At 68.8% G+C, this 25,738-nt stretch carries 26 protein-coding genes and 1 other RNA gene; 15 read left to right on the top strand and 12 right to left on the bottom strand.

The window, feature by feature from the left end; genetic code table 11:
• Positions 1-70: 70 nt before the first annotated feature.
• A complete protein-coding gene (locus Q0741_RS22990) occupies positions 71-1,051 on the bottom strand; it encodes an MDR family oxidoreductase (protein ID WP_298235535.1) in 981 nt (326 codons plus the stop codon).
• Between the two features lie 219 nt (positions 1,052-1,270).
• Here Q0741_RS22990 and Q0741_RS22985 point away from each other — a divergent pair, with 219 nt between their 5' ends.
• The 6 genes from Q0741_RS22985 to Q0741_RS22960 all read left to right on the top strand — a co-directional run bounded on the left by Q0741_RS22985 (position 1,271) and on the right by Q0741_RS22960 (position 6,875).
• Positions 1,271-1,825, top strand: a complete 555-nt coding sequence (locus Q0741_RS22985) for a C40 family peptidase (protein WP_298235521.1) — start codon at positions 1,271-1,273, stop codon at positions 1,823-1,825.
• An 88-nt stretch (positions 1,826-1,913) separates the two neighbouring features.
• The gene (gene moaA / locus Q0741_RS22980) at positions 1,914-3,038 is read left to right on the top strand and encodes a GTP 3',8-cyclase MoaA (protein WP_298235520.1); all 1,125 of its coding nucleotides are present in this window, start codon (positions 1,914-1,916) and stop codon (positions 3,036-3,038) included.
• 16 nt (positions 3,039-3,054) lie between these two features.
• Positions 3,055-3,648, top strand: coding sequence for a molybdenum cofactor guanylyltransferase MobA (mobA, locus tag Q0741_RS22975; protein ID WP_298235519.1), 594 nt, complete (start codon positions 3,055-3,057; stop codon positions 3,646-3,648).
• Between the two features lie 197 nt (positions 3,649-3,845).
• Positions 3,846-5,129: a gephyrin-like molybdotransferase Glp gene (glp, locus tag Q0741_RS22970; protein ID WP_298235518.1), complete on the top strand. Its 1,284-nt coding sequence runs from the start codon at positions 3,846-3,848 to the stop codon at positions 5,127-5,129.
• 19 nt (positions 5,130-5,148) lie between these two features.
• On the top strand, positions 5,149-5,499 hold the full coding sequence (locus Q0741_RS22965; RefSeq protein ID WP_298235517.1) for a multidrug efflux SMR transporter: 351 nt from the start codon (positions 5,149-5,151) through the stop codon (positions 5,497-5,499).
• Positions 5,500-5,774: 275 nt separating this feature from the next.
• Complete coding sequence (locus Q0741_RS22960; RefSeq protein WP_298235516.1) at positions 5,775-6,875, top strand: alpha/beta fold hydrolase; 1,101 nt, start codon at positions 5,775-5,777, stop codon at positions 6,873-6,875.
• Positions 6,876-6,919: 44 nt separating this feature from the next.
• On the opposite strand, the gene rnhA is transcribed toward Q0741_RS22960, so the two are convergent.
• Both rnhA and Q0741_RS22950 read right to left on the bottom strand, forming a co-directional pair.
• The gene (gene rnhA, locus Q0741_RS22955) at positions 6,920-7,408 is read right to left on the bottom strand and encodes a ribonuclease HI (protein ID WP_298235515.1); all 489 of its coding nucleotides are present in this window, start codon (positions 7,406-7,408) and stop codon (positions 6,920-6,922) included.
• On the bottom strand, positions 7,401-8,222 hold the full coding sequence (locus tag Q0741_RS22950; RefSeq protein ID WP_298235514.1) for a methyltransferase domain-containing protein: 822 nt from the start codon (positions 8,220-8,222) through the stop codon (positions 7,401-7,403). The genes rnhA and Q0741_RS22950 overlap by 8 nt, the downstream gene beginning before the upstream one ends.
• 61 nt (positions 8,223-8,283) lie before the next feature.
• On the opposite strand from Q0741_RS22950, the gene gloB reads away from it, so the two are divergent.
• The gene (gene gloB, locus Q0741_RS22945; RefSeq protein ID WP_298235513.1) at positions 8,284-9,057 is read left to right on the top strand and encodes a hydroxyacylglutathione hydrolase; all 774 of its coding nucleotides are present in this window, start codon (positions 8,284-8,286) and stop codon (positions 9,055-9,057) included.
• Positions 9,054-10,781, top strand: coding sequence for a transglycosylase SLT domain-containing protein (locus Q0741_RS22940; protein WP_298235512.1), 1,728 nt, complete (start codon positions 9,054-9,056; stop codon positions 10,779-10,781). Before gloB ends, Q0741_RS22940 begins: the two co-directional genes overlap by 4 nt.
• 118 nt (positions 10,782-10,899) lie before the next feature.
• Here the strand turns inward: Q0741_RS22940 and Q0741_RS22935 are convergent, their stop codons facing one another.
• Positions 10,900-11,043, bottom strand: a complete 144-nt coding sequence (locus Q0741_RS22935) for a hypothetical protein (protein WP_298235511.1) — start codon at positions 11,041-11,043, stop codon at positions 10,900-10,902.
• On the opposite strand from Q0741_RS22935, the gene Q0741_RS22930 reads away from it, so the two are divergent.
• Positions 11,033-11,404, top strand: a complete 372-nt coding sequence (locus Q0741_RS22930; protein WP_298235510.1) for a hypothetical protein — start codon at positions 11,033-11,035, stop codon at positions 11,402-11,404. The two genes, Q0741_RS22935 and Q0741_RS22930, sit on opposite strands and share 11 nt — an antisense overlap.
• Positions 11,405-11,454: 50 nt before the next feature.
• On the opposite strand, the gene recR is transcribed toward Q0741_RS22930, so the two are convergent.
• Genes recR through dnaX form a run of 3 tightly spaced genes read right to left on the bottom strand, consistent with a single transcriptional unit; the run spans position 11,455 to position 14,458 of the window.
• Positions 11,455-12,051: a recombination mediator RecR gene (gene recR / locus Q0741_RS22925; RefSeq protein ID WP_298235509.1), complete on the bottom strand. Its 597-nt coding sequence runs from the start codon at positions 12,049-12,051 to the stop codon at positions 11,455-11,457.
• Positions 12,052-12,070: 19 nt separating this feature from the next.
• Positions 12,071-12,397, bottom strand: a complete 327-nt coding sequence (locus Q0741_RS22920; RefSeq protein WP_029000426.1) for a YbaB/EbfC family nucleoid-associated protein — start codon at positions 12,395-12,397, stop codon at positions 12,071-12,073.
• Between the two features lie 18 nt (positions 12,398-12,415).
• Entirely contained in the window at positions 12,416-14,458 is a 2,043-nt protein-coding gene (gene dnaX, locus Q0741_RS22915; RefSeq protein WP_298235508.1) for a DNA polymerase III subunit gamma/tau, read from the bottom strand.
• 97 nt (positions 14,459-14,555) lie between these two features.
• Between dnaX and Q0741_RS22910 the strand changes: the two genes are divergently transcribed.
• Positions 14,556-15,692, top strand: a complete 1,137-nt coding sequence (locus tag Q0741_RS22910; protein ID WP_298235507.1) for an AIR synthase-related protein — start codon at positions 14,556-14,558, stop codon at positions 15,690-15,692.
• 91 nt (positions 15,693-15,783) lie between these two features.
• Positions 15,784-15,881, top strand: an RNA gene (gene ffs / locus Q0741_RS22905) — signal recognition particle sRNA small type.
• Between the two features lie 101 nt (positions 15,882-15,982).
• Here ffs and Q0741_RS22900 read toward each other — a convergent pair.
• Positions 15,983-17,617, bottom strand: coding sequence for an HDOD domain-containing protein (locus Q0741_RS22900; RefSeq protein WP_298235506.1), 1,635 nt, complete (start codon positions 17,615-17,617; stop codon positions 15,983-15,985).
• 334 nt (positions 17,618-17,951) lie between these two features.
• Between Q0741_RS22900 and trxA the strand changes: the two genes are divergently transcribed.
• The 4 genes from trxA (at position 17,952) to Q0741_RS22880 (ending at position 22,107) form a co-directional block, all read left to right on the top strand.
• On the top strand, positions 17,952-18,281 hold the full coding sequence (gene trxA, locus Q0741_RS22895) for a thioredoxin TrxA (protein ID WP_298235505.1): 330 nt from the start codon (positions 17,952-17,954) through the stop codon (positions 18,279-18,281).
• Between the two features lie 280 nt (positions 18,282-18,561).
• Positions 18,562-19,827 carry a transcription termination factor Rho gene (gene rho, locus Q0741_RS22890; RefSeq protein WP_298235504.1) on the top strand — a complete coding sequence of 422 codons (1,266 nt, stop codon included), beginning with the start codon at positions 18,562-18,564 and terminating at the stop codon, positions 19,825-19,827.
• Between the two features lie 196 nt (positions 19,828-20,023).
• Complete coding sequence (locus Q0741_RS22885) at positions 20,024-20,287, top strand: type B 50S ribosomal protein L31 (RefSeq protein WP_298235503.1); 264 nt, start codon at positions 20,024-20,026, stop codon at positions 20,285-20,287.
• Between the two features lie 149 nt (positions 20,288-20,436).
• A complete protein-coding gene (locus Q0741_RS22880; protein ID WP_298235502.1) occupies positions 20,437-22,107 on the top strand; it encodes a hypothetical protein in 1,671 nt (556 codons plus the stop codon).
• On the opposite strand, the gene phoR is transcribed toward Q0741_RS22880, so the two are convergent.
• Genes phoR through pstB form a run of 4 tightly spaced genes read right to left on the bottom strand, consistent with a single transcriptional unit; the run spans position 22,077 to position 25,735 of the window.
• Positions 22,077-23,432 carry a phosphate regulon sensor histidine kinase PhoR gene (gene phoR, locus Q0741_RS22875; protein WP_298235501.1) on the bottom strand — a complete coding sequence of 452 codons (1,356 nt, stop codon included), beginning with the start codon at positions 23,430-23,432 and terminating at the stop codon, positions 22,077-22,079. The two genes, Q0741_RS22880 and phoR, sit on opposite strands and share 31 nt — an antisense overlap.
• A 6-nt stretch (positions 23,433-23,438) precedes the next feature.
• Positions 23,439-24,155 carry a phosphate regulon transcriptional regulator PhoB gene (gene phoB / locus Q0741_RS22870; RefSeq protein WP_298235500.1) on the bottom strand — a complete coding sequence of 239 codons (717 nt, stop codon included), beginning with the start codon at positions 24,153-24,155 and terminating at the stop codon, positions 23,439-23,441.
• A gap of 30 nt (positions 24,156-24,185) precedes the next feature.
• A complete protein-coding gene (gene phoU, locus Q0741_RS22865; protein WP_298235499.1) occupies positions 24,186-24,893 on the bottom strand; it encodes a phosphate signaling complex protein PhoU in 708 nt (235 codons plus the stop codon).
• A gap of 32 nt (positions 24,894-24,925) precedes the next feature.
• Entirely contained in the window at positions 24,926-25,735 is an 810-nt protein-coding gene (pstB, locus tag Q0741_RS22860; protein ID WP_298235498.1) for a phosphate ABC transporter ATP-binding protein PstB, read from the bottom strand.
• Between the last annotated feature and the right edge of the window lie 3 nt (positions 25,736-25,738).

Below are 25,738 nucleotides of genomic sequence, written 5' to 3'. Positions count from 1 at the left end.
AATAATGAATTCAAAATTTGGCGTGACGGCAGCGCCGGGCACCGCCTCGCGTCTTCAGTTGTTCAAGCGTTCAACCCTCGATGCGCACCACGATGCGGCCGCGCACCTTGCCCTCCATCAGCGCACGGGCACCATCGGGGGCCTGCGACAGCGGCAGCTCCTCGGTGATGCGGTCCAGCAGCGTGGTATCCAGGGACTCGAACACGCGCTGCCAAGCCGCCTCGCGCAGCGGGCGCGGCGCCCACACGCTGTCGATGCCGGCGAGCGTGACACCACGCAGGATGAAGGGCATCACCGTGCCCGGCAGGTCGCCGCCCTGCGCCAGCCCGCAGGCTGCCACGGTGCCGTGCCGCTTCGTTTGCGCCAGCGCATTGGCGAGCGTGTGGCTGCCCAGGGCGTCCACCACGCCGTCCCACAGTTCCTTCTGCAGCGGCTTGCCTGGCGCGGCCAGCGTGGCGCGGTCCTGCACCTCGGTCGCGCCCAGCTCGCGCAGGTAGTCGGCTTCCGCCGGCTTGCCGGTGAGCGCGGTGACGCGGTGGCCGGCGCGTGCCAGCAGCGCCAGCGCGATGCTGCCCACGCCACCGGTGGCGCCCGTCACCAGCACCTCGCTGCCGGGCTTCAGGCCATGCCGCTCCAGCGCCAGCACCGCCAGCGCCGCCGTGAAGCCGGCCGTACCCACCGCCATGGCGTGGCGGGCGCTGAAGCCCTCGGGCAGCTTGACCATCCCCTCGGGCGGCAGCACCGCCTGCTGCGCCAGGCAACCCCAGCGCACCTCGCCCACGTTGGCGCCGGTGCTCAGCACGCGGTCGCCCACCTTGAAGTCCGGATGCCGGCTCGCCAGCACCGTGCCCGCGCCGTCGATGCCCGGCACCATCGGGAAGCTGCGCACCACGGGCGAACGGTTGGTGATGGCCAGCCCGTCCTTGAAGTTCAGCGTCGAGTACTCGACGCCCACCAGCACTTCGCCGTCACCCGGCTCCAGCGCCGGCAACTCGCGCACCTCGGCGCTGAAACCGCTTTCGTCCTTCTGCAGGTACAGGGCCTTGAACAACATGGGGGCGTCTCCTGATGGCGACCGGTGGCCGGCGGCTCGTGTTCTGAGATGGGGATTGCATGCTGAAGCGCTGACGGCATGCTGACGCACCGCAAGGTGGGAAAAGGAAGCAGGAAACGCGAAAAAATCCATCCCCCACGCGTGGTAATCTCCGCGCCCGTGAAGAAAGCCCTGCCGTCCCTGCTGCTGTCTTGTTGCCTTCTCGCCACAGTCGGTGTGAAGGCGGCCCCGCCGGCCGACAGCCCGGCACCGGTTGCGCCCGCAGACGGCGTCACGCAATTGCTGATCGACCGCGGCCTGTTGCCTGCCAAGGCCATGCCGCTGGTGCAGAACATGCGGGACCGCGCCTCGGACCTGGTGCTTTCCGCCTTTGACTTCCTGGGCGTGCCCTACCGCCGCGGCGGCAACACGGCCGAGACGGGTTTCGACTGCAGCGGCTTCACGCGCCACGTGTTCGAACGGACGCTGGGCCTGGTGCTGCCGCGCCGCGCCGACGAGCAGGCCAAGGCCGACGGCCTGGAAAAGGTGGACCGCGAGGAGCTCAAGCCGGGCGACCTGGTGTTCTTCAACACGCTGCGCCGCACCTTCTCGCACGTGGGCATCTACGTCGGCGACGGCAAGTTCATCCATGCCCCGCGCACCGGCCAAGTGGTGCGCGTGGAAGACATGCGCGAGGCCTACTGGGCGCGCCGCTTCACGGGCGGGCGCCGCGTGCCCGGCGCCGACGGCACTCAGATGCTGCGCGGCGTGAACGCCCAGCCCACCCCCTGAGACGCACTGCGGCGCCGCACCGGTGCCGGGTGACGCAAACCCAACCTGCTTTAAATCCCTCCTTTGGAGGGAGCGGCACAATCAAGGGATGGCCGAACGAGCGATCCCCATAGCCGACCTGCGCTACGCCGCGGCGACGCCGCGCATTCCCGAGCAGCTCACGCCGCCCAGCGGGCTGCTGTCCGACCGCCTCGGCCGGCCGCTGCACGACCTGCGCATCTCCGTCACGGACCGCTGCAACTTCCGCTGCAGCTACTGCATGCCCAAGGAGATCTTCACCAACGACTACGGTTTCCTGCCGCAGTCGTCGCTGCTGAGCTTCGAGGAGATCACGCGGCTGGCGCGGATCTTCACCCTGCACGGCGTGCACAAGATCCGGCTCACCGGCGGCGAGCCGCTGCTGCGCAAGAACGTGGAGACCCTCGTCGGCATGCTGGCCGGACTGCGCACGCCCGATGGGCAACCGCTGGACCTCACGCTCACCACCAACGCCACGCTGCTGGCGCGCAAGGCGCAAGCGCTGAAGGACGCGGGTTTGAAACGCGTGACGGTGAGCCTGGACGCGCTGGACGACGCCGTGTTCCGCCGCATGAACGACGTGGACTTCCCCGTCGCCGAGGTGCTGGCCGGCATCGAGGAGGCGCGCCGGGTGGGACTGGGACCGATCAAGGTCAACATGGTCGTCAAGCGCGGCACCAACGACCACGAGATCGTGCCCATGGCGCGCTGGTTCAGGGAGCACTACGACGGCCAGGTGATCCTGCGCTTCATCGAGTTCATGGACGTCGGCAGCTCCAACGGCTGGCGCATGAACGACGTGCTCCCGTCGGCGCAGGTGCGCGAGCGCATCCACGAGGTGTTCCCGCTGGAACCGCTGGAGCCCAACGCCACGGGCGAGACGGCCGAGCGCTGGCGCTACCGGGACGGCGCGGGCGAGATCGGGCTGATCTCCAGCGTGACGCAGGCCTTCTGCGGCGACTGCAACCGCGCGCGGCTCTCGACCGAGGGCCGCCTCTATTTATGTCTGTTCGCCTCGCAGGGGCAGGACCTGCGCGCGCTGCTGCGCGGCGGCGCCAGCGACGAGGAGATTGCCGGCGCCATCGGGCTGATCTGGCAGAACCGGGACGACCGCTACTCCGAGCTGCGCGGCGCGCAACAGGCCGACGCGGGCAGCGGACGGCGCCGCGTCGAGATGCACTACATCGGCGGGTAATCCGCTCTCCAAACACATGATCGACCCTCAGGACATCACCGGCCTGGTCCTGGCCGGCGGACGCGGCAGCCGCATGGGCGGCGTGGACAAGGGACTGCAGACGCTGCAGGGCGTACCGCTGGCGCTGCACGCGCTGCTGCGGCTGCAGCCGCAGGTGGGCGCGACGCTGCTCAACGCCAACCGCAACCTCGCCGCCTATGAAAGCTTCGGCGTGCCGGTGTGGCCGGACGCCCTGCCCGACTTCCCGGGGCCGCTGGCCGGCTTCCTGGCCGGGCTGGAGCACTGCGAGACCGAGTGGCTGATCACGGTGCCCTGCGACACGCCGCGCTTTCCCGAGGACCTGGTGCGGCGCCTGGCCGACGCGGCCGAGGCGGCCGGTGCCGAGATCGCCATGCCCGTCACCGAGGAGGACGGGCAGCCGCAGGTGCAGCCGGTGTTCTGCCTGATGAAGGCCTCGCTGCTGGAGAGCCTGGTGCGCTTCACCGGCGAGGGCGGCCGCAAGATCGACCGCTGGGCCGCGCAGCACCGCCGCGTGGAGGTGCCCTTCGCCGACGCCGCGGCCTTCTTCAATGCCAACACGCTGGCCGAGCTGCGCCAGCTCGACGCCTGACCCATCCCGCACCGCGTTTCCGTTCGCCCTGCGCCTCGACTTCCCCTGCCCTGACTCCCGGTTCCGTTCGTCCTGATGCTTCGATACCTCAGCACAGGGCGCGCCTTTGGCGCGTCGAAGGATGAACGGCCCAGGCCGAGCGGCAGGCCAGCGCGAACGGTCCAAGAACTCAAAGACTTCGCACGAGGCCCATGCCCATGACCCACACCGCCCTCGCCGACATCGCTTCCTGCCTCAGCGGCTACGACCCCAACGCGCTGCCCGTGGTGCAGGCACAGGAGTTCATCAGCCGCATGGTTCCGCGCGTGCAGGCGGTGGAGAGCCTGGCGATCCGCTCCGCGCTGGGCCGGGTGCTGGCGCGGAACGTGATCTCTCCCATCGACGTACCGGCACACGACAACTCGGCCATGGACGGTTTCGCGCTGCGCAGCGCGGACATGGCCGCCGAGGGCGACACGCTGCTGGCCATCGCCGGGACCGGCCTGGCCGGCGCGCAGTTCGAGGGTGACGTGCCCGCCGGCCATTGCGTGCGCATCATGACCGGCGCCGTGATGCCGGCCGGGCTGGACACGGTGGTACCGCAGGAGTTCACCAAGCTGGTGGACGGCAAGGTGCTGCTGCCGGCCGGCGTGGTGCGCGCCGGCGACAACCGTCGCCTGGCGGGCGAGGACTTAAGACGCGGCGAGCCCGCGCTGCGTGCCGGCCGGGTGCTGCGCCCGGCGGACCTGGGGCTGCTGGCCTCGCTGGGCCAGGCCGAGGTGCCGGTGCGGCGGCGGCTGCGGGTGGCCTTCTTCTCCACCGGCGACGAGTTGCGCTCCATCGGCGAGCCGCTGGACGCCGGCTGCGTGTACGACAGCAACCGCTACACCATCTGGGCGATGCTGCAGCGCCTGGGGGTGGAGGCGATCGACATGGGCGTGGTGCGCGACGACCCGGCCGCGCTCGAGACGGCCTTCCGCGAGGCGGCGGCCTGTGCCGACGCGGTGATCACCTCGGGCGGCGTGAGCGTGGGCGAAGCGGACCACACCAAGGCGGTGATGAAGACGCTGGGCGAGGTGCTGTTCTGGAAGATCGCGATGCGCCCGGGACGGCCGATGGCGATCGGGCGCATCGGCGAGCCGGGGCGCGAGGCGGTGCTGTTCGGGCTGCCGGGCAACCCGGTGGCGGTGATGGTGACCTTCTATGCCTTCGTGCGCGAGGCGCTGCTGGCGATGTCGGGCGCGACGGCGGCGCCGCTGCCGCTGATCCGCGCCGCCAGCGCCACGCCGATCCGCAAGAAGGCCGGGCGCACGGAGTACCAGCGCGGCATCGTGGAACGCGGCGCCGACGGCCAATGGACTGTGCGCATCACCGGCAGCCAGGGCTCGGGCGTGCTGCGCAGCATGAGCGAGGCCAACGGGCTGATCGTGCTGGGGCACGAGCAGGGCAACGTGGCGGCAGGCGATTTGGTCGATGTGCTGCCCTTCGAGGGGCTGATCTGAGCCCTGCCCTGCGGGCCGCTTGATTCCCAACTTCATCCCGACCGTCAGCCAGGCCTGGTGGCTGCTGGCCGCGGCCATCGTGCTGGAGATCGCCGGCACCGTGTGCCTGCGCCTGAGCGAGGGCCTGACGCGCTGGCTACCCTCGGTATTGATCGTCGTCTTCTACGTGATGTCCTTCGGCATCAACAGTTTTGTCGTGCGCACGCTGGGGTTGAGCGTGGTTTATGCCGTGTGGTCCGGCGTGGGCACCGTTGCCATCGCCGCGATCGGTTTCTGGTGGTTCAAGGAGCCGGTGACGGCGTTGAAGCTGGGGAGTATTGGGTTGATCGTGGTAGGGGTCATTGGGCTGCATGCCAGCGTTCGAAGCTGAGTTCCCCAAACTTCGGAAATGCCGGGGTCAGGTCTTGCCTTCTACCCCCTGTAATGTCTTCACCAATAGCGACATAGGAACGGCCGCCATAACAACCGTAGATCCAAAATGACCCATCCGGCCACAAACCCGGAACCGGAATCGTGGAATGGGCAGACTGTTATTCATGCTTCATTCCGCATGAATATCGCGGAATGAAAACAGTGTAGGCAGCAGATTCCATGCATCCACCCTCGGAGGGTGGCGCAATTTGGAGGGGAGCTAGAATCCCGCCAATGACCGCCGGCATTGCGTTGACACGAATACCCCATCGCTCCATGCGGAAATTCAAATATTACCTGCTTCGGGCCTTCCTGGCCCTCGCCGGTCTCATGGCCGGCAGCACGCATGCGCAATACGGCAACCTGGGTTTTACTCAGCTGCCCCAGGTGGACGGCGGAAAAACTACGCTTTTCTATCCCACGCTGGCGGCGGAGTCTCCCGTGCGAAGGGGGTCCTTCGAGTTTTCCTGGGCGGCCGAGGCACCGCCCTCCTTCGGCAACGGCCGGTTGATCGTGATCTCGCACGGCTCCGGTGGATCGCCCTGGGTGCATATGGACCTGAGCCGGGTATTGGTGGGCCGGGGTTTCACCGTGGCCTTTCCCCAGCACCAGGGCGACAACGGCGTGGACGCCTCTAGTCCGGGCCCTGAAAGCTGGACCAAACGGCCGCTGGAAGTCAGCCGCGCCATCGACGCGGTGGCGTCCTACCCGCCGCTGTTCAATCTCGTGTCCACGGACAGGGTCGGCATATTCGGCGGCTCGGCAGGCGGACACACGGCGCTGTCGCTGGCCGGCGGCGCGTGGTCACCGGCCCGCTTTAAAGCCCATTGTGAAAAACACCTCCGGGAAGATTTCTCGTCCTGCGTCGGCTCCACCACCCTGCTTCGCAATGATGGTTTCGACGGCATCAAGCTCTGGCTGGCACGGCGAATCATCGCGTGGCGCTTTTCGGATGAAACTCCGCGGCGCCATACCGATCCGCGCATCCGGGCCGCCGTCGCCATGGTGCCTTTCGCCGCGGATTTCGATCCGGAGTCACTGGTCGAGCCCAAAATCCCGCTGGGGCTGATCCTTGCCAGCAAGGACCTCAGCCAGGTGCCGAAATTCCATGCGGAGGCCGTCGCGAAGCTTTGCGAGCCCCGCTGCGAAATTCTCATGCGGTTGCCCGAAGCAGGGCATGGCGCCATGCTGTCGCCCCTGCCGCCGCTGGCCCCGGGCAGCGTGGCGCATGTCTTATTGAGCGATCCCCCGGGTTTCAACCGCGCCGCGGTGATTCCCGCGGTTCACCAGGGCATCGCGGATTTCTTTGCACACCACCTGCTGCCGGAGCAGTGACCGGCTCGCGGCCGGGGCGCTCCGGAAAGCCGTGCCGCCGCGGCTCAGCGCATCACCTCGGCCGTCCCGCGGTTGGCGAGCTGATCGGCGCGCTCGTTGCCCGGGTCGCCGGAGTGGCCCTTGACCCAGTGCCAGCGCACTTCATGGCGCTGCGCCAGCTCGTCCAGGCGCTGCCACAGCTCCACGTTCTTCACCGGCTTCTTGTCGGCCGTGGTCCAGCCGCGCTTCTTCCAGCCGTGGATCCAGGTGGTGATGCCGTTGCGCACGTACTCGCTGTCGGTGTGCACATCCACACGGCAGCGCTTCTTGAGGATGGCCAGCGCCTCGATCACCGCCGTGAGCTCCATGCGGTTGTTGGTCGTCAGCCGCTCGCCACCCCATAACTCCTTCTCGTGCGTGCCGCTGCGCAGCCACGCGCCCCAGCCGCCGGGGCCCGGGTTGCCCTTGCAGGCGCCGTCCGTGTAGACGACCACGGCGGCGGATGCTGCCGCGGCCTCGTCACGGCTCAGGGCCGCCCCACTCGTTTCACTCAACTTCCAGTCCTTCCTTGTTCGCGACCACGGCAGGTGCCGCGCCGCTCTTGATGCGTTCGCGCCGGGCCAGTCCCACCAGCCGCATGCCGCGCACGCGCTTGACCGCCACCACCAGGTACACGGCGCCGAACACCGGCCACCAGCGGTCGCCGCGGTCTTCCATCCAGGCGAAGCGCCGCAGCCAGCGATGCGTCCACAGCGGCGGCACGAAGCAGCCGAAGCGTCCCGCCTCCACCTCGAAGCTCAACAGCCGCAGCCAATCACGCAGCCGCCAGTAGCCGATGGGCTCGCCCGCCTGCGGCAGGAACAGCGGCGCGCGCGAGCCCAGCCGCCGCCGCAGGCGCCCCACCCGCTGCCGCAACCCCCACAGGCTCAACGGGTTGAAGCCCAAGATCACCACCCGACCTTCCGGCACCAGCACGCGCTCGACCTCGCGCAGCGTGCGGTGCGGGTCGCTGGCGAGCTCCAGCGCGTGCGGGAGCACCACCAGGTCCAGGCTGGCGTTGGCAAACGGCAGGGCGTCGGATTCGCAATGCAGCGCCACCACCGCCGCGCGCGACCCGGCGCTGATGACGCTCGGCGACTCGTCGCTGGCACGCCAGCGGTGCGGCATGCGGTTCATGCGCAGCGCATCAAGCTCCGGCAACCCCAATTGAAGGGCATGGAAACCGAACAGATCCGGCACCGCCTGGTCCATGCATTGCTGCTCCCAGGCCAGCAGGTAGCGCCCGGGGGGCGTCGCCAGCCAGCGCCGCAAGGCTTCATGCTGCGATTGCGCACGCGATGCCAACGGGTTCAAACGTTCGGCATCCATGACGAACGTCTGCGCTGCCACAGGGTTTTCACTTGGGGAGCCTTCCTATAATCCGCCCGCCATGCGCTTGCTTGCCCTGCCCGCCTTCACCGACAACTACATCTGGATGCTGCACGACGGCGTGCGGGCGCTGGTGGTCGATCCGGGCGAGGCGGCGCCGGTGGAAGCCGCGCTGCAATCCCAGGGGCTGCAGCTCGCGGGCATTCTAGTGACCCACCATCACGGCGATCACGTCGGGGGCGTGGACGCGCTGCGGCCGCGGCTCGACGGCCCGGTGTTCGGGCCGGCGCGCGAGCGCATCCCGCAGCCCTTCACGCCGCTGCACGGCGGCGACCAGGCCTCGCTGCTGGGCCTGGAGTTCCAGGTCATCGACGTGCCCGGCCACACCGCCGGCCACATCGCCTACTTTCTCCCCGAGGGCGCACACGGTGCGCCCCTTCTTTTCTGCGGCGACACGCTCTTCTCCGCCGGCTGCGGCCGGCTGTTCGAAGGCAGCCCGGCGCAGATGCAGGCGTCGCTGGCGGCGCTTGCCGCGCTGCCGGGTGATACGCGCGTGTGCTGCGCCCACGAGTACACGCTGTCCAACCTCCGCTTTGCCGCCGCCGTGGAACCGCACAACCCCGCCATCGCGCAGCACCGCGCGTGGTGCGAAACCGAACGTGCACACGGCGGCATCACCCTGCCTTCCACGCTTGCGCTGGAGCGGCAGATCAACCCCTTCCTGCGCCTGTCGCAGCCGGACGTCGTCCGTGCCGCGCAGCAGCGCCGGCCAGGGACCCACGGCGACGTCGAGGTGCTGGCGGCGCTGCGCGAATGGAAGAACGGATTCCAATGAAAAAACTGCCGACTTCGCTGCCGCCGTGCTGGCGCACCCTGCTGTCCCTGGCCGCCGCCGCGGCGCTGAGCGCCTGTGCCACGGCGCCCATGCCCAGCGGGCCCGTGACGCCCGCCGACGTGGACGCCGCCCCGCCGGTGACGCCGGCCATGGCGCCCGATGTGACGGTGATGCCCGCGGTGACGGAAGCGGCCCCGGCGCCGGTGGCCGCACCGGTGGACCCGCTGCGCCCCGAGGAGTCGGTGGACCTCAACGCCGGCAGCGCGCGCATCGATCTGTGGTCGCGCGTGCGCTCGGGCTTCGCGGTGCCGGACCTGGACAACGACCACGTGCGCCGCGCCGAGCAGTGGTACTCCAGCCGGCCGGACTACGTGCAGCGCATGACCGAGCGCGGCGGGCGCTACCTCTATCACATCGTCGAGGAGGTGCAGCGCCGCGGCCTGCCCACCGAGCTGGCCCTGCTGCCCTTCATCGAGAGCGCCTTCAACCCGCAGGCGCTGTCCACGGCCAAGGCCTCGGGCATGTGGCAGTTCATGCCCGCCACGGGCCGCGACTTCGAGCTGCGCCAGAACATCTTCCGCGACGACCGCCGGGACGTGCTGGCCTCCACCCGCGCCGCGCTGGACTACCTCACGCGGCTGTACGGCATGTTCAACGACTGGCACCTGGCACTGGCGGCCTACAACTGGGGCGAGGGCAACGTGCAGCGTGCCGTGGCGCGCAACGCCAGGGCCGGGCTGCCGACGGACTACGAAAGCCTGCGCATGCCTGATGAGACGCGCTACTACGTCCCGAAGCTGCAGGCGGTGAAGAACATCGTGCTGCGCCCGGACGCCTTCGCGCTGTCGCTGCCGCCGCTGGAGAACCACCCGTATTTCCTGGGCGTGCCCATCCAGCGCGACATCGACGTGGCGCTGGCCGCGCGCCTGGCCGGGCTGACGCTGGAGGAGTTCAAGGCGCTCAACCCGCAGATGAACCAGCCCGTGATCCTGGCCGCGGGCACGCCGCAGGTGCTGCTGCCTTATGACAACGCCAGCATCTTCGTGGACAACCTTTCGCGCCACCGCGGCCAGCTCGCAAGCTGGACCGCCTGGGTCGTGCCGCGCAACATGCGCCCGGCCGACGCGGCCAAGGAGCTCGACATCTCCGAGGCGGAGCTGCGCGAGGCCAACCGCATCCCGCTGCGCATGCTGGTGAAGGCCGGCTCCACGCTGATCGTGCCGCGCACCGAGGAGCGCTCCCACGACGTGGCCGGCCACATCGCGCAGAACGCCTCCATCGCGCTGGCGCCGGACGTGCCGCCGCTGCAGCGCGTGGTGGTCAAAGCCGGCCGCAAGGGTGAGACCGTGGCTGCCATGGCGCGCCGCACGCGCACCTCCGTGGCGCAGCTCGCCGCCTGGAACAAGGTATCCGCCAAGGGCCGCTTCGCACCCGGCGCCAGCGTCGTGATGTACCTACCGGAGCGCGCGGCGCAGGTGGCGATGGCCTCGGTGGCGTCCGAGCCCGAAGCGTCGTCCAAACCCGCCGCCAGCGTCCGCGCCGCCAAGGCGAGGCCCACGCGCAGCGCCGCCCGTCCCGCTACCCGCCGCACCACCGTGGCAGCTCGCCGGGCTCCGACACGCAGCGTCGCGCGCGCGGCCGCGCCGGCCCCGCGCGCCGTCGTGGCCAGCCGCAACAACGGCAGCCTGAAGGTGGCGGAAGCCCGCGACAGCGTGCGCCGCTGAGCTACCGCCCCGTCCCGCCCGGACAGCCCGGGCCGGAGACCTCTACCACCAAAAAGCCGCCGCGGGGCACCCGTCCCGCGGCGGCTTTTTCCTGGGCGATTCCCTGGCGTGGGTCCGATCAATAGACGGTGGTGTGCTGCGGCAGCACGCCCAGCAGGCCGAGCAGGTCGTCCGTCGTGGCAGCGGCCGTGACAGCCAGCTGATCCAGCAGGAACTGGTCGTCCGCCTTGCCGCCCTTCACGCTGGCCGCGATGACCAGCACGTTGCCCTCGCGCCCGGCGGCGTTGAGATCGGCCCAGCGTGGCGCTGTGGCCGGTGACGATGGCGGTGCCGGCGATCTGGGTGCCGGCCACCACGGTTTCGCGGGCGGTGTAGGTCCAGGTCTCACCGACGTCCAGACGGCCGCCGCGGTTGGCGTCGCCGCCGACGAAGGTGAGCGCGGACAGGTGATCGTCCGAGACGCTGACCTTGTCCAGCGCCACGCTGCCGGTGTTCTTGAGCACGTAGGTGTAGACGGCCTGGCTGCCGGCCGGGATCAGTTGCGCCGCGAACAGGTTCTTGGTGGCCTCGTAGCTGCCGCTGGCGAAGGCCTGTTTCACCATCGCCAGCACCTGCGCGGGTGAGCAAGGAAGAAGAGGCGCTGCCCATGGCGGGCGGGGCGCATGCCGGCACCTCAGCGCCGGTCCACCAGGGCGTGGGCGATCGTGGAGAGGTCCACGTATTCGAGTTCGCTGCCCGCGGGGACGCCGCGCGCGAGCCGGGTGACCTGCAGCCCGCGCGCCTTGAGCGCCTGGGCCAGCACGTGCGCGGTGGCTTCGCCCTCGGCGGTGAAGCTGGTGGCCAGGATGACCTCCTGCACCTGCCCGTCGCCCGCGCGCTCCAGCAATTCGGCCGCGCCGATGTCGCGCGCGCCCACGCCGTCGAGCGGGCTCAACCGGCCCTTGAGCACGAAGTACAGGCCGCGGTAGCTGCGAGTGCGCTCCAGCGCCGCGAGGTCGGCCGGCCCCTCCACCACGCAGAGCTGGCGCGTGTCGCGCTCGGGATCCGCGCAGATGGCGCAGAGCTCGGTTTCGCTCAGGCCGTGGCAGCGGCGGCAGTGCCGCACGTGTTCGGCCGCGGCCCGCAATGCGTCGGCCAGGCGCAGCGCACTGGCGCGGTCATGCTGCAGCAGGTGGTAGGCCATGCGCTGGGCCGATTTCACGCCCACGCCGGGCAGGCGGCGCAGGGCGTCGATCAGCGCATCGAGGTGGCTGGGGGCCGGAGTGTCCAAGCCGGGTCGGCGAGCGGCCTCAGAACGGGAACTTCATTCCCGGCGGTAGCGGCATGCCGGCGGTGAGCTTGGACATCTTTTCCTGGCTCACGGTCTCAGCGCGGCGGATGGCGTCGTTGAAGGCCGCAGCGACCAGGTCTTCGAGCATGTCCTTGTCATCGGCCAGCAGGCTGGGGTCGATGGTCACGCGCTTGACGTCGTGCTTGCAGGTCATGGTGACCTTGACCAGGCCGGCGCCGGATTGGCCTTCGACCTCGATGTTGCCCAACTCGTCCTGGGCCTTCTTGAGGTTGTCCTGCATCGCCTGCGCCTGCTTCATCAGACCGGCCAGTTGTCCCTTCAACATCGTGATTTCCTTCGTGTGTCAGTTCGGTTTGATCGACCCCGGCACGATGCGTGCCGTGGGATAGCGCTGGAGCATCTGCTGCACCAGCGGGTCGTCGCGGATGATGCGCTCGGCCTGGCGCTGGCGGCGGTCGCGCTCGGCGTTCTCGCGCAGCGCGGGCGAATCCTGCGCCTTGCCGGCTTCCACCTCCAGGCGCAGGGCCGGATGCACCACCTCACGCAGCGCCGCCTGCAGCTTCTCGCACAGCGCGGGGTTGCGCAGCGACTCACGCTCCACGCGCAGCCGCCACAGCGGGGCATCGGCTTCGTCCGCCGCGACGAGCTCGGCTTGCATCGCCAGTTCGCGCACCAGCGCCACCAGGCGCACCTGCTGCACGACGGCGTACCAGCGCTCGCCCAGCGCGGTGGGCGCCAGCTCCGCCACCTCCTCGGCAGCGGCCGGCTGCGCCCTGGAAGCCGGGGCCGGCACCGGTTCACGCAGCATCGGCTCGGCCGGCTCCTCGGCCATGGGCGCGGCATCCGGCTGCCAGGACGAGGGCTCGTCCTCCCAAGGCGGCGCCTCGTCGTGCCAAGCCGGCGGTTCCTTCTGCATGTCCGGGGCGGCGGCAGGACGCGCGGCCGCGGCAGGCGGCTGAAGACGCGCCTCGACGGCAGCCCGTGGTTGCGGACGCACCGGCGGAGTGGTGGCCGGCGCCTCCCCCCGGACAGCGGCCGGCGGCAACATGCGCTCCGGACGCGCCGCGGCGGATACGGGCGCAGGCGCCGCCACCGGGGCACGCACCGGCGCAGCAGCCATGCTGGAAGGCCCAGGTGCCGCGGCCGGCGGTTGCGCAATGTCCGGCCGAGGCGCCGCGACGGAAACGGGTGTCGGCGGCCGGGCCGCCACCGGCGCCGCGGTCGTGGTGGATGTGGCGCTCGCGCCGCGTGTCCCTTCGGGCCTGGAAAGGGTTTGCGGCACGCCACCCGCCGACGGGAAGGCCAGCAGGCGCAGCAGCACCATCGTCAGCCCGGCGTACTCGTCGGGCGCCAGGCTCAGCTCGGCGCGGCCATGCAGCGCGATGCTGTAGAGCAGTTGCGTTTCGTCCGGCGGCATCAGGCCGGCGAGCTCGACGGCGCCGGCGATGTCGGGATCAGTCTCGTCCAGCGCGCCGGGCACCATCTGCGCCACGGCCATCTGCTGCAGCAGTGTGGCCATCTCTTCCAGCGTCGCCGCGGCCGAGAGCCCGCGCTCGCGCAGCGCCTGCACGCCCGAGAGCACCGCGGCGCCGTCGCGCAGCGCCAGCGCGCGCACGAGGGTGGCGGCATGGCCGCGGTCCACACTGCCGAGCATGGCGCGCACGGTTTCCTCGGCCAGCGCGCCGCCACCGTAGGCGATGGCCTGGTCGGTGAGCGAGAGCGCGTCGCGCATGGAGCCGCGCGCCGCGCGCGACAGCAGCCGCAGCGAGGGCGCGTCGAACGACACACCCTCGTTCTGCAGCACGTTGAGCAGGTGCTCGTGCACGGTCTCCGGCGCCATGGGCCGCAGGTTGAACTGCAGGCAGCGGCTGAGCACCGTGGGCAGCATCTTGTCCGGGTCGGTGGTGGCCAGGACGAACTTCAGGTACTCCGGCGGTTCCTCCAGCGTCTTGAGCAGCGCATTGAACGCGTCGCGCGTGAGCTGGTGCGCCTCGTCGATCATGAAAACCTTGAAGCGGCCGACGCTGGGCTTGTAGGCGGCACGCTCGATCAGGTCGCGGATCTCGTCGATGCTGCGGTTGCTGGCGGCATCGAGCTCGACGTAATCGATGTAGCGGTCAGCATCGATCTCGGTGCAGGCAGTGCACACGCCGCAGGGGTGCGAGGTGATGCCGCCCGTGCCATCGGGACCGGTGCAGTTGAGGCTCTTGGCGAGGATGCGCGAGACGGTGGTCTTGCCCACGCCGCGCGTGCCGGTGAAGAGATAGGCGTGATGCAGGCGCTGCTGCTGCAGCGCGTTGGTCAACGCCTGCACCACATGCGCCTGGCCGACCATTTGGTCGAAACTGCGCGGGCGGTATTTGCGGGCAAGGACCACGTAGGACATCCGGCGATTCTACGGGGCGCGCCAACCCCGCCCCGCGGCCCTGCCGGCAGCGCGCGCAACGAGGAGCGGCCGGGGCACTGGCCGATAATCCGCGCCCATGAATGCCCAAACGCCCCCTTCTTCCGACAACAGCGCCGCACCCCTGAGCTACGAACAGGCGGGCGTGAACTACGACCTCATCGACCCGCTGAAGGTCAGCGCCCAGCGCGCCGCCGCCGCCACGGCACAACACGTGGCCGCGCACGGCTTTGCCGAAGTGGCCGCCTCGCGCGGCGAATCGGCCTACGTGGTCGATGTCGGCCCGTTCTACATCGCCAGCATCGTCGAGTGCCTGGGCTCCAAGGCGCTGGTGGCCGACGAGATGGCCCAGCTCACCGGGCACAGCTTCTATCAGGGCATCGCGCAGGACACCATCGCCATGGCGGTGAACGACCTCATCACCGTCGGCGCCACGCCGCTGGTGGTACAGGCCTATTGGGCCGCCGGCGGCAGCGAGTGGTTCAGCGACGCGCAGCGCGCGCAGGCGCTGGTGGCGGGCTGGAAGGCTGCGTGCGATACCTGCGGCGTGGCCTGGGGCGGCGGCGAGACACCGGCGCTGGCGGGCATTGTGGAAGCCGGCCGCATCGACCTGGCGGCCTCCTGCACGGGCTTGATCAATCCCAAGGAACGACTGTCAGTGGGCGACAAGCTCGCCGCGGGCGACGCCATCGTGCTGCTGGCCTCCAGCGGCATCCACGCTAACGGCCTGAGCCTGGCGCGCAAGCTCACCGAGCGACTGCCGCACGGCTACCTCACGCCGCTGGCCAACGGCCAGACCTACGGCGAAGCGCTGCTGGCGCCCACCACGCTGTACTCGCCGGTAACGGAGGCGCTGTACAAAGCCGGCATCACCCCGCACTACTGCGCCAACATCACCGGCCACGGCTGGCGCAAGCTGCTGCGCCATCCGGCGCGCTTCACGTACCGCATCCACGCCGTGCCGGAAGTGCCGGAGGTGCTGAAGTTCATCGCCCAGCACGCCGGGCATGACGACCGTGAGGCCTACAGCACGCTCAACATGGGCGCGGGCTTCGCGCTGTTCGTGCGCGCCGAGGATGCGCAGCGCACGGTGGAGGTCGCGCAGGCGCAGGGCATTCCCGCGCTGGTGGCCGGCCGGGTCGAGGAAGGCGACAAGCAGCTGCTGATCGAGCCGCTGTCGATTCGTTTCGGAGACGACGACCTGCAGCTGCGCTGAGCGGCTTTGCGAGGCGCATGCCGGGCCCGTATCGGCATGCGTTCGGCAGCTCCACCGGGGGTGGCGCATCGTGTGAGCTACAATGCGCGTTGACGGGCCTCCCCGCATGGGAGCGCGGCCAACCGGGTCAGGTCGGGAACGAAGCAGCCCCAACCGTTGTGACCAGTGCCGGGGGTAAGGCTCGTCATCCCCCACTTGGCGTGTTCTGCGCCGGGTTCTTCGATTCCCATCGCACCACACCGCCGAACGAGCACCACGTGCGTCGCCCGGCGGCCGGCCGGCGTGCAGGCTCAGCTCACCACGGGATCTTCCGATTCGCGCAGCATGGCTCGCAGCTTGGCCGAATCCAGCCGCAGCAGGTGGCCGTAGCGCTGTGCGACCCGGTCCACCGCGGCGGCGTACAGGCGTGATGGTTGCGCATGCGCATGCACGGCTTCGCAAGCCGCACTGGCCACGGCGCGCAGGAGCTCATCGCTGTCGGTGACACGCACGGGCTGGTCCAGCGGCAGGCGGCCCATCAGCTGCAGCATTGAGTCGTCCAAGCCCCATTGCCGCACCACGTGCGTGGAGAGCACGCTCGGCTCCAGCCCCAGCACCGTTTGCGCCGCGCTGAACTCGTCCATGCCGAAGACCTCAGGCTCCTCCTCTGACGTGGTCGGCGGCGGCGCCATGAGCATGCGGATCTGCAGCGCCAGGTCAGGGAAGTGGTAATGCAGCAGCAGGTTACCCATCTGCTGCAGCATCGTCACGATGTAGACGACCTCGGGGTCGTGCTGTCCCGGGTTGAGCAGTTGCGCCAGTCGGGCCGAATGCTGCGTGTACGTGATCTGCTGCATCAGCCGCTGGGCGGCCGCCTCATCCAGCGCCCCGGGCCAGGAACGCTGCAACTGCACCGCGCGCTGCACGCCTTCCAGGCCAATCAGCGTGATCGCCCGGCGTACGGTCACCACGGCGCCAGCGCCTGGGCGCTGCGTATTGCGCACGTAGGAAGCATTTGCTTGCCGCAGCAGCTCGAAGCACAGCGCCGGATCCTGCAACACCTCCCGGGCCAGTGCACCCACGTGCCGACGCTCCATGCTCATCAGCCGTGTCGCCATGGCCGCACCATCGGGCAAGGCCGGCAAGACGCCATGGCGGCGCGTACGATCCATCAGTTGCGTGGGCAACTCACTGCGCGATGACGAATGTTGCGACGGCACCCAGGCTTCCAGCGCACGCACCATCGTTCGCGCATGACGGTAGCGCTGATGCGGGTAAGGGTCGAGGCAGCGGCTGACGATGGCGCGAAACTCCTCGGGCACGGGCAACGGCAGCTCACGGGGCAGCCGCACTGTGGCATTGCCGAAAGGCGTGAGGCGCTCGACTGCCCGGCCCAGGTCTGGCTCATCCAACGCCGGCCGGGCCGCAAGCAGGTGGTACATCTGCAAGCCTACCGCCAGCAGGTCGCGCTCGGCCATGGCGTGCCGAGCCTGGAGTGGACCAATGTGCTCGGGCAGCTTCGGCTCGGGTGCCACACCAAGCCCCAGGAGTTGCACGTCGCTGCGGTCATCGAGTTGCACCATATGCAGTTGCAGGACTCGGTGCGCCTGACCGGCGTCATGGGCGAAGGCCAAGCCTTCGAGCACCTGTCCGGCCCAGCGGGCGACGTCCATCGTCACTTGGCCGCGCGGATCCAGCCGCTCCGCCAGCGTCGGGCCACTGCTGCGCGCATACGCAACAAAAGGCAGGCGCTGGAAAACGCCGATTTCCACCACCGGCGCCAGCCGCGGATGACCCAGCCGCGCCGCCGCGCGCACGTCCTCCATCCAGCGCTCCATCGCCAGAGCGCCATGGGGTGGCACGCGCGGCATGCACAGCGCCAACAGGCGGTCGTGCTCCGCATCATGGGCTTCCCACAACATGCTGCGCTCGCTCTTGCCCAGCAACCGGCGGACTTCGAAACGCTCAAAGCGTTGTGGAGAGCGATCGATAGGCTGGGAGGGAGGGTAAGACATGACGGCGGTCACTGTGCCACCGTGCTTGGTTCACATCAGCCGCAACGACGTGAATTGCTGCCGGTTTTCAGAAATTCACGGTTACAGGCCGATGAAAATACCTTGCCAAGTACCCGGCTTGCATGCCTGCAGCAAGCTGGCCGCCGGGACATCTGTCAGCGCCTCCTCTGCCCGGGCAGGGTGGAGGCTTTGTGTCAGAATCTTCAGACCACCGCTATTACGCATTGCGCCGCAGTTCATCCCTGCGGACGCGGGCAAATCCAACATGAGCAGCGAACTGATCAAGCATGTGTCCGACGCCTCGTTCGAGGCTGATGTACTGAAGGCTTCCCAGCCGGTACTGGTTGACTACTGGGCCGAATGGTGCGGCCCCTGCAAGATGATTGCGCCCATCCTGGACGATTTGGCCGAGACCTACAAAGGCCGGCTACAGATCGTTAAGCTCAACGTTGACGAAAACCGTGACACGCCGGCCAAGTACGGCATCCGCGGCATCCCGACGCTGATGCTGTTTCGTGACGGAAATGTCGCAGCGACCAAGGTAGGAGCCTTATCGAAGGCACAGTTGGCGGCTTTCCTGGACGCTAATCTATAATTCCGTAACCGCTGCGGTTTTCGCCGCCTGAGATTTCGCCAAGGTCCGTTGCTCTCTATGGTCCTGGGCGGTGTCCGCAGCCCAAGCTTTGCCATCACACGCTCTACCGCCACGGCGGTTTGCAGCGTGTGAGTCCGGCTCCCAACCCCCCGTGCATTTCCAGTTTCTTGGCTGCGACCAGCGGGTTGGTCCCGCCCGACATCGGGCCTTTCGAGCCGTAACGATCCGGTGCGCTTCCGTGGCAAGGATGCGCACCCTCCCCTCCCAGGGTTTGCCTTCCATGCATCTGTCCGAACTGAAAGCGCTGCACGTGTCCGAGCTCATCAAGATGGGCGAGGCGCTGGAGATTGACAACGTCGCTCGCATGCGCAAGCAAGAGCTGATGTTTGCGATCATGAAGAAGCGCGCCAAGGCCGGTGAGCAGGTCTTCGGCGACGGCGTTCTGGAGGTGCTGCCCGACGGCTTCGGCTTCCTGCGCTCGATCGACACCAGCTACATGGCGTCGACTGACGACATCTATCTCAGCCCCAGCCAGATCCGCCGCTTCAATCTCCACACCGGCGACATGATCGAGGGCGAGGTGCGCGTGCCCAAGGATGGCGAGCGCTATTTCGCGCTGGTGAAAGTTGACCGCGTCAACGGCCTCACCCCCGAGGAGAACAAGCACAAGATCATGTTTGAGAACCTGACACCGCTGTTCCCCAAGGAACAGTTCAGGCTCGAACGCGACATCAAGAACAACGAGGAGAACATCACCAGCCGCATCATCGATCTCATTGCGCCCATCGGCAAAGGCCAGCGCGCGCTGCTGGTGGCACCGCCCAAGAGCGGCAAGACGGTCATGATGCAGCACTTGGCGCACGCCATCGTCGCCAACCACCCCGACGTGCACCTCATCGTGCTGCTGGTGGACGAGCGTCCCGAGGAAGTCACGGAGATGCAGCGCACGGTGCGCGGAGAGGTCATCAGTTCCACCTTCGACGAGCCCGCAGCGCGCCACGTGCAGGTGGCCGAGATGGTGATTGAGCGTGCCAAGCGCCTGGTCGAGCTCAAGAAGGACGTGGTGATCTTGCTGGACTCCATCACCCGCCTGGCCCGCGCCTACAACAACGTGCTGCCCTCCTCCGGCAAGGTGCTCACCGGCGGCGTGGACGCCAATGCGCTGCAGCGCCCTAAGCGCTTCTTCGGCGCCGCGCGCAACGTCGAGGAAGGCGGCTCACTCACCATCATCGGCACCGCGCTCATCGACACCGGTAGCCGCATGGACGAGGTGATCTACGAAGAGTTCAAGGGCACGGGTAACTGCGAGATCCACCTGGACCGCCGCATGGCCGAGAAGCGCGTATACCCCTCGATCCTACTCAACAAGAGTGGCACGCGGCGCGAAGAGCTGTTGCTCAAGCCCGAGATCCTGCAAAAGAGCTGGATCCTGCGAAAACTGCTCTACCCCATGGACGAGATCGAGGCGATGGAGTTCATCCTCGACAAGATGAAGTCCACCAAGAACAACCTGGACTTCTTCGATCTGATGCGCCGCGGCGGCTGACCGGCCGTTCGCGCGGGCCGTCTCCGCACCGGCCCACTGCCGCAGCCCCACGGCAGTCGTGTATCAGTGGCGCTGCTTTTTGGCGGCGTCAATCCCCGGTCGGCATGCCGGCTTGGGCTACAATCGCGGGTTTTCCGCTTTCGCCAAGTGCGCCGCATGGGGTGGCGTGGCTGGCGGCAACGCAGCGAGGTTTCCGATGAAAGAAGGCATCCACCCGAACTACCGCGAAGTCTGCTTCGTGGACCTGTCCAACGGTTTCAAGTTCGTCACGCGCTCGTGCGTGCAGAGCAAGGAAACCATCAAGCTCGACGACGGCCGCGAGCTGCCGCTGGTGAAGCTGGAAACCACCAGCGAGACGCACCCCTTCTACACCGGCACGCAAAAGAGCGTGGACAGCCTCGGCGGCCGGGTCGAGAAGTTCCGCAACAAGTTCGCGCGCGTCGGCCTCATCAAGAAGTGAGGTCGCGCTCCGGCGACACCAAAGGCAGCCTCGGCTGCCTTTTTTTCTGTCTGCGCCAACGCAGCGGCATGCTGGCCGGTTGCCCGATGTCCAGCGAGCAGCCGTGACCCCGCACGGGGTCGTTCTCACATTGACGGCATGATTTCGGCGTGAACATCCCATCTCCCGCCCTGGTGACGCAACGCGCGGTGCAGCGGCTGCCACGCATACCGCTGCTGCTGCTGTGCGCCGCATACCTGCTGCCCGGCCTCTTCGGGCGCGACCCCTGGAAAGGCGCCGACATCACGGCCTTCGGCTACATGGCGGCCATCGGCGAAGGACGCGGCTCCTGGCTGACGCCCCTGGTGGGACTGCTGCCGCCGGACGGCCCGCTGCTGCCGCATTGGCTGGGCGCCTCGTTCATCGTCCTGCTCTCGCCGCTGGTCGAACCACCCCTTGCCGCCCGCATTCCTTTCGCACTGCTGCTGGCAGCGACGCTGGCGCTGACCTGGTACAGCGCTTTCCACCTCGCACGTACCGAAGCGGCCCAGCCCGTGGCCCTGGCCTTCGGCGGTGAAGCCAATACCGTGGATTACGCCCGCGCCGTGGCCGACGGCGCACTGCTGGCCCTGATGGCCACGCTGGGCCTGCTGCAGCTCGGCCACGAGACCACGCCCGAGTTGGCCCAGCTCTTCGCCATGGCGCTGCTGTTGTGGGGCTTGGCCGCAGCGGCCTGGCGCACCGCCCTGGCCCGCGCGGCGGTGCTGTGCGCCCTGCCCTTGCTGTCGGCCTGTGACGCGCCCAACGTGGCACTGGCCGCGGGACTGATCGGCACGGCCATCTGTGCCCGCTCGGCCGACACGCCGATGCGGCGCTTCGCGCCCTGGATCGGCGCCTCGACGCTGGCCTCCCTGCTTTTGACGCTGGCCCTGGAGCATGCGCGCTGGCGCTGGGAGTTCGAGCCCAACGCCGCGCAGCTGTTTCAGCTGGGCCGCCTACTGTCGTGGTTCCTGTGGCCGGTGTGGCTGCTGGTGCCCTGGACGCTGTGGCATTGGCGCCGCCAGCTGTTCAAGCGCCACATCGTGCTGCCGCTGTGCCTGGCGTTGGTTGGACTGAGCACCTGCGTCGCGCTCGGCGGCTCGGACCGTGCGCTACTGCTGGCGCTACCCCCGCTGGCGGTGCTGGCCGCGTTCGCGCTGCCCACGCTGCGGCGCAGCGCCAGCGCCGCGATCGACTGGTTCTCGGTCTTCTTCTTCAGTGCTGGCGCGATAGTGATCTGGGTGGTGTACGCCGCCATGCAGACCGGCGTCCCCGCGCGCACGGCCGCCAACATCGCCCGCCTGGCGCCGGGCTTCAAGGCTGACTTCTCCCTCGTGAGGCTAGTGGCAGCGGTGGCCGGCACGCTGGCCTGGCTAGCGCTGGTGCGTTGGCGCACGGCGCGTCATCCGCAGGCGCTGTGGAAGAGCCTGGTGTTGCCCGCCGGCGGCGTGGCGCTGGCCTGGCTGCTGGTGATGACGCTGTGGCTGCCGGCGCTGGACTATGGGCGCAGCTACCGCCCGTGGGTACAGCGCATCGCACGACATGTGGGACAGAACCCCACGTGCCTGGCCGCACCGGACCTGCCGCGTGCCGCGATCGCCGGGCTGGAGTACTTCGGCGGCTGGCGCGTGGACGCCCGTCCTGAGGCCAGCGAGTGCCCGGTGCTGCTGCGGCCCGATGCCGACCAAAAGGCCGCGCCGCCATCGCTTCCCGGCTGGCGCTTCGTCGCCCGGGAGCGTCGTCCCACCGACCGCAATGAAAGCGTGTTGATCTACCGGCGGACCGCGACGTCGACGCGCTGATCCAGCGGCTGTGCCTGCCGCCGCGCCCGCACCGGCGGCAACAGCAGGCTGAAGGTGGAGCCCTGGCCCGGCGCGCTGTCGATGAGCAGTTCGCCGCTATGGCGCTGCGCCACGTGCTTCACGATCGACAGTCCCAACCCGGTGCCGCCCGTCTCACGCGAGCGGCTGCCGTCCACCCGGTAGAAGCGCTCGGCCAGCCGCGACAGGTGCTCGCGCGCAATGCCGATGCCGTTGTCGCTCACGGCGATCTCCAGCCACCCGTCCTCACGCCAGCGCAGAGCCAAGCCGATACGTCCGCCCACGGGCGTATAGCGCACGGCATTGCTCAGCAGATTGGTCAGCGCGCTGTCGATCTCGCCCTCGCTGCCGGCCACCTCGATGCCCTCCAGTACCGCGAAACGCAGCTCGTGCGCACCGCTGGACAGCGCCTGCGTGCGTGCCCGCACTTGTTGCAGCAACGGATCCAGTGCAAACCAGCGGTCCGGCGCCGGACGCGGGCTGCCCTCCAGGCGCGCCAGCGTCAGCAGGTCGTCCACCAGCGTGCGCATGCGCGCCGTCTGCTGGGCCATCAGTGCCAGCACCCGGTGCCGCTCGGCCTCGGCCAGCGGCAGCGTCTGCATGGTCTCCACGAAACCAGACAGGGCCATGAGCGGCGTGCGGATCTCGTGTGACACGTTGGCCACGAAATCGCGCCGCATGGCCTCGTGACGCTCGCGCTCGGTCACGTCCTGCGACAGCACCAGCTTCAGCCCAGCCCCGTAGGGACGCAGCAGCACCAGCAGCGTGCCGGCGCGGCGCAGGCCCGACAGCAGCTGGGGCTGCATCGGCGTTGGGGCCGCCTGCAGCAACGCCACGAAGTCGGGAGCGCGCACCAGGTTCGTCACGCGTTGCAGCCGGTCCCGCTCGGGATCGAGCCCGAAGTGGTCCGCCGCCGCCGCGTTGCACCACAGGATGGCGTCACCCGCGTCCAGCAGCAGCACGCCGTTGGGCGAGGCCTCGATGGCATTGAGGAACTGCGCATGCTGCGACCGCTCCCGCACTAGCTGCCGCTCACGCAGCCGCAACGCCCGCTCGATGCGGTAGCCCAGTTCGCCCCAGAAACCCGTGTCGCGCGGCGCCGCCGCGTCCTGGCCCCCGCGCAGCCAGCGCATCAGCCGCTGTCCGTGCAGCGCATCCGCCGAAGCGTGCAGCAGCACGCCGAGGCCGCCGCCGGCCAGCACCCCGGGCCACAACTCGCCCATCGGTGCCCCCACGAGTGCGCCCAGGCCTGAGCCCGCAGCCCAGGTCGCCACCGCGCCCAACGGACGCCCCAAGAGGTAGCGCACGGCCCGTCAGTCCTTCTGGCCCGGATGGAGGTCTTGCGCCAGGCGGTAACCGGCGCCGCGCACAGTCTCCACCAGCGCCGCGCAGTCCACCGGTGCCAGCGCCTCGCGCAAGCGTTTCACGTGTACGTCCACCGTGCGTTCCTCGATGAACACGTGGTCGCCCCAGACACGGTCCAGCAATTGCGAGCGCGAGTGCACGCGCAGTGGGTGTGCCATCAGGAAGTGCAGCAGCCGGAATTCGGTGGGCCCGATCTTCACTTCCTGCACTGCCCCACCGAGCTCCCGAGTGACGCGCCGCGCCGCCGGGTCCAGCCGCAGCCCGGCGATTTCCAGCGGCGCCTGTAGCGCCTCGGGCGCGCGTCGGCGCAGCACGGCGCGCATGCGCGCCTGCAGCTCCTGCATGGAGAACGGCTTGACCAGGTAGTCGTCCGCGCCGGCATCCAGGCCGCCAACGCGGTCGGCCTCCTCGGAGCGAGCGGTGAGCATGATGATGGGCAGCTCCCGCGTGCGTGGCTGGCTGCGCCACTGGCGCGCCAACGCGACGCCGGAGCGCCCGGGCAGCATCCAGTCCAGCAGCACCAGATCGGGCAGCACGCGGTCCACGGCGGCAATAGCGGCCTCGGCATCGCTCACGCTGGTCACGCCATGGCCGGCATGGCGCAGGTTCATCGCGATGAGCTCGGCAATCGCGGGCTCATCCTCCACCACCAGCACCTCGCTCACGCGCGGGACTCCTTGGTAGGCCGGTGAAGCTCAGCGCACCGCATTCTCGACCGCCTCCATCGAGGCATGGCGCACGTCGGTGCCCTTGACGACGTAGATGATCACCTCGGCCAGGTTCTTGGCATGGTCGCCCACGCGCTCGATGGCCTTGGCCACGAACACCAGGTCGATGCTGGCAGAGATGGTGCGCGGATCTTCCATCATGTAGGTGATGAGCTTGCGCAGCAGGCCGTCGAACTCCTGGTCGATCTGGTCGTCCTGCTTGAGCACTTCCAGCGCGCGCACCGTGTCTAGCCGCGCAAAGGCGTCCAGCGCCTTGCGCAGGCTCGCAGTAGCGAGCTCGGCCTCGTACTTGAGATCGCCCACCGGCTGGCGCAGTCGCGTGGACACGCCGGCGTTGATGAGCTTGTCGACCGTGCGCGCGATGCGCGCAGCCTCGTCGCCCACGCGCTCCAGATTGGCAATGGCCTTGCTCACGGCGATGAGCAGGCGCAGGTCGCGCGCCGTGGGCTGGCGCCGGGCGATAACGCCGGAAAGCTCACGGTCGATCTCCAGCTCCATGCGGTTGACCAGCGCCTCGCGTGTGATCACCTGTGCCGCGGTTTCGGTGCTGAAGTCCGACAGCGCGGCCATGGCCTGGGAAAGCTGCGATTCGACCAACCCGCCCATCTCCAGCACGCGGTTGGAAATGCTGCTGAGCTCGGCGTCGAACTGGGTGGAGAGGTGCTTGTCGGGCATGGCGAATCCTCCTTGCGTGGAACCCTGGCGCGTCAGCCGAAGCGCCCGGTGATGTAGTCCTCGGTGTCCTTCTTGCGCGGCTTCATGAACAGCTCCGAAGTCGGCCCGAACTCCACCAGGTCGCCCAGGTACATGTAGGCCGTGTAGTCCGAGCAGCGCGCGGCCTGCTGCATGTTGTGCGTGACGATCACGACCGTGTAGTCGCTCTTGAGCTCGTGGATGAGCTCCTCGATCTTGCCGGTGGAGATCGGGTCCAGCGCCGAGCAGGGCTCGTCGAGCAGCAACACCTCCGGGCGGATGGCGATGCCGCGCGCGATGCACAGCCGCTGCTGCTGGCCACCGGAGAGGCCCGCGCCGCTCTGGCCGAGCTTGTCCTTGACCTCGTTCCAGAGGGCTGCCTTGCGCAGCGCCCACTCCACGCGCTCGTCCATCTCCACGCGCGGCAGCGACTCGAAGAGGCGCACGCCGAAGGCGATGTTGTCGTAGATGGACATCGGAAACGGCGTGGGCTTCTGGAACACCATGCCGACCTTGGCGCGGATGAGGCTCACGTCCAGGCCGGACTTCAGGATGTCGTGGCCGTCCAGCAGGATCTGCCCTTGCGCGCGCTGCTCGGGGTAGAGCTCGAACATGCGGTTGAAGGTGCGCAGCAGCGTGCTCTTGCCGCAGCCCGAAGGGCCGATGAAGGCCGTGACCTTGTTCTGCGGAATGTCCAGGTTGATCTGCTTGAGCGCGAGGAACTTGCCGTAATAGAAGCGCAGGTCGCGCACGGTGATCTTGGCCTTCTCGTGGGCGGGTAGCTCGAAGTCGAGCACGGGCTTTTCGGCGACGGCGGCGTTCATGTC

Origin of the sequence: uncultured Azohydromonas sp., assembly GCF_937926365.1 — a bacterium.
In the GTDB taxonomy this organism is placed as follows: domain Bacteria; phylum Pseudomonadota; class Gammaproteobacteria; order Burkholderiales; family Burkholderiaceae_C; genus Azohydromonas.
The sequence above is the reverse complement of the archived record's forward strand: the minus strand, read 5'-3'. Positions and strand labels throughout refer to the sequence as shown.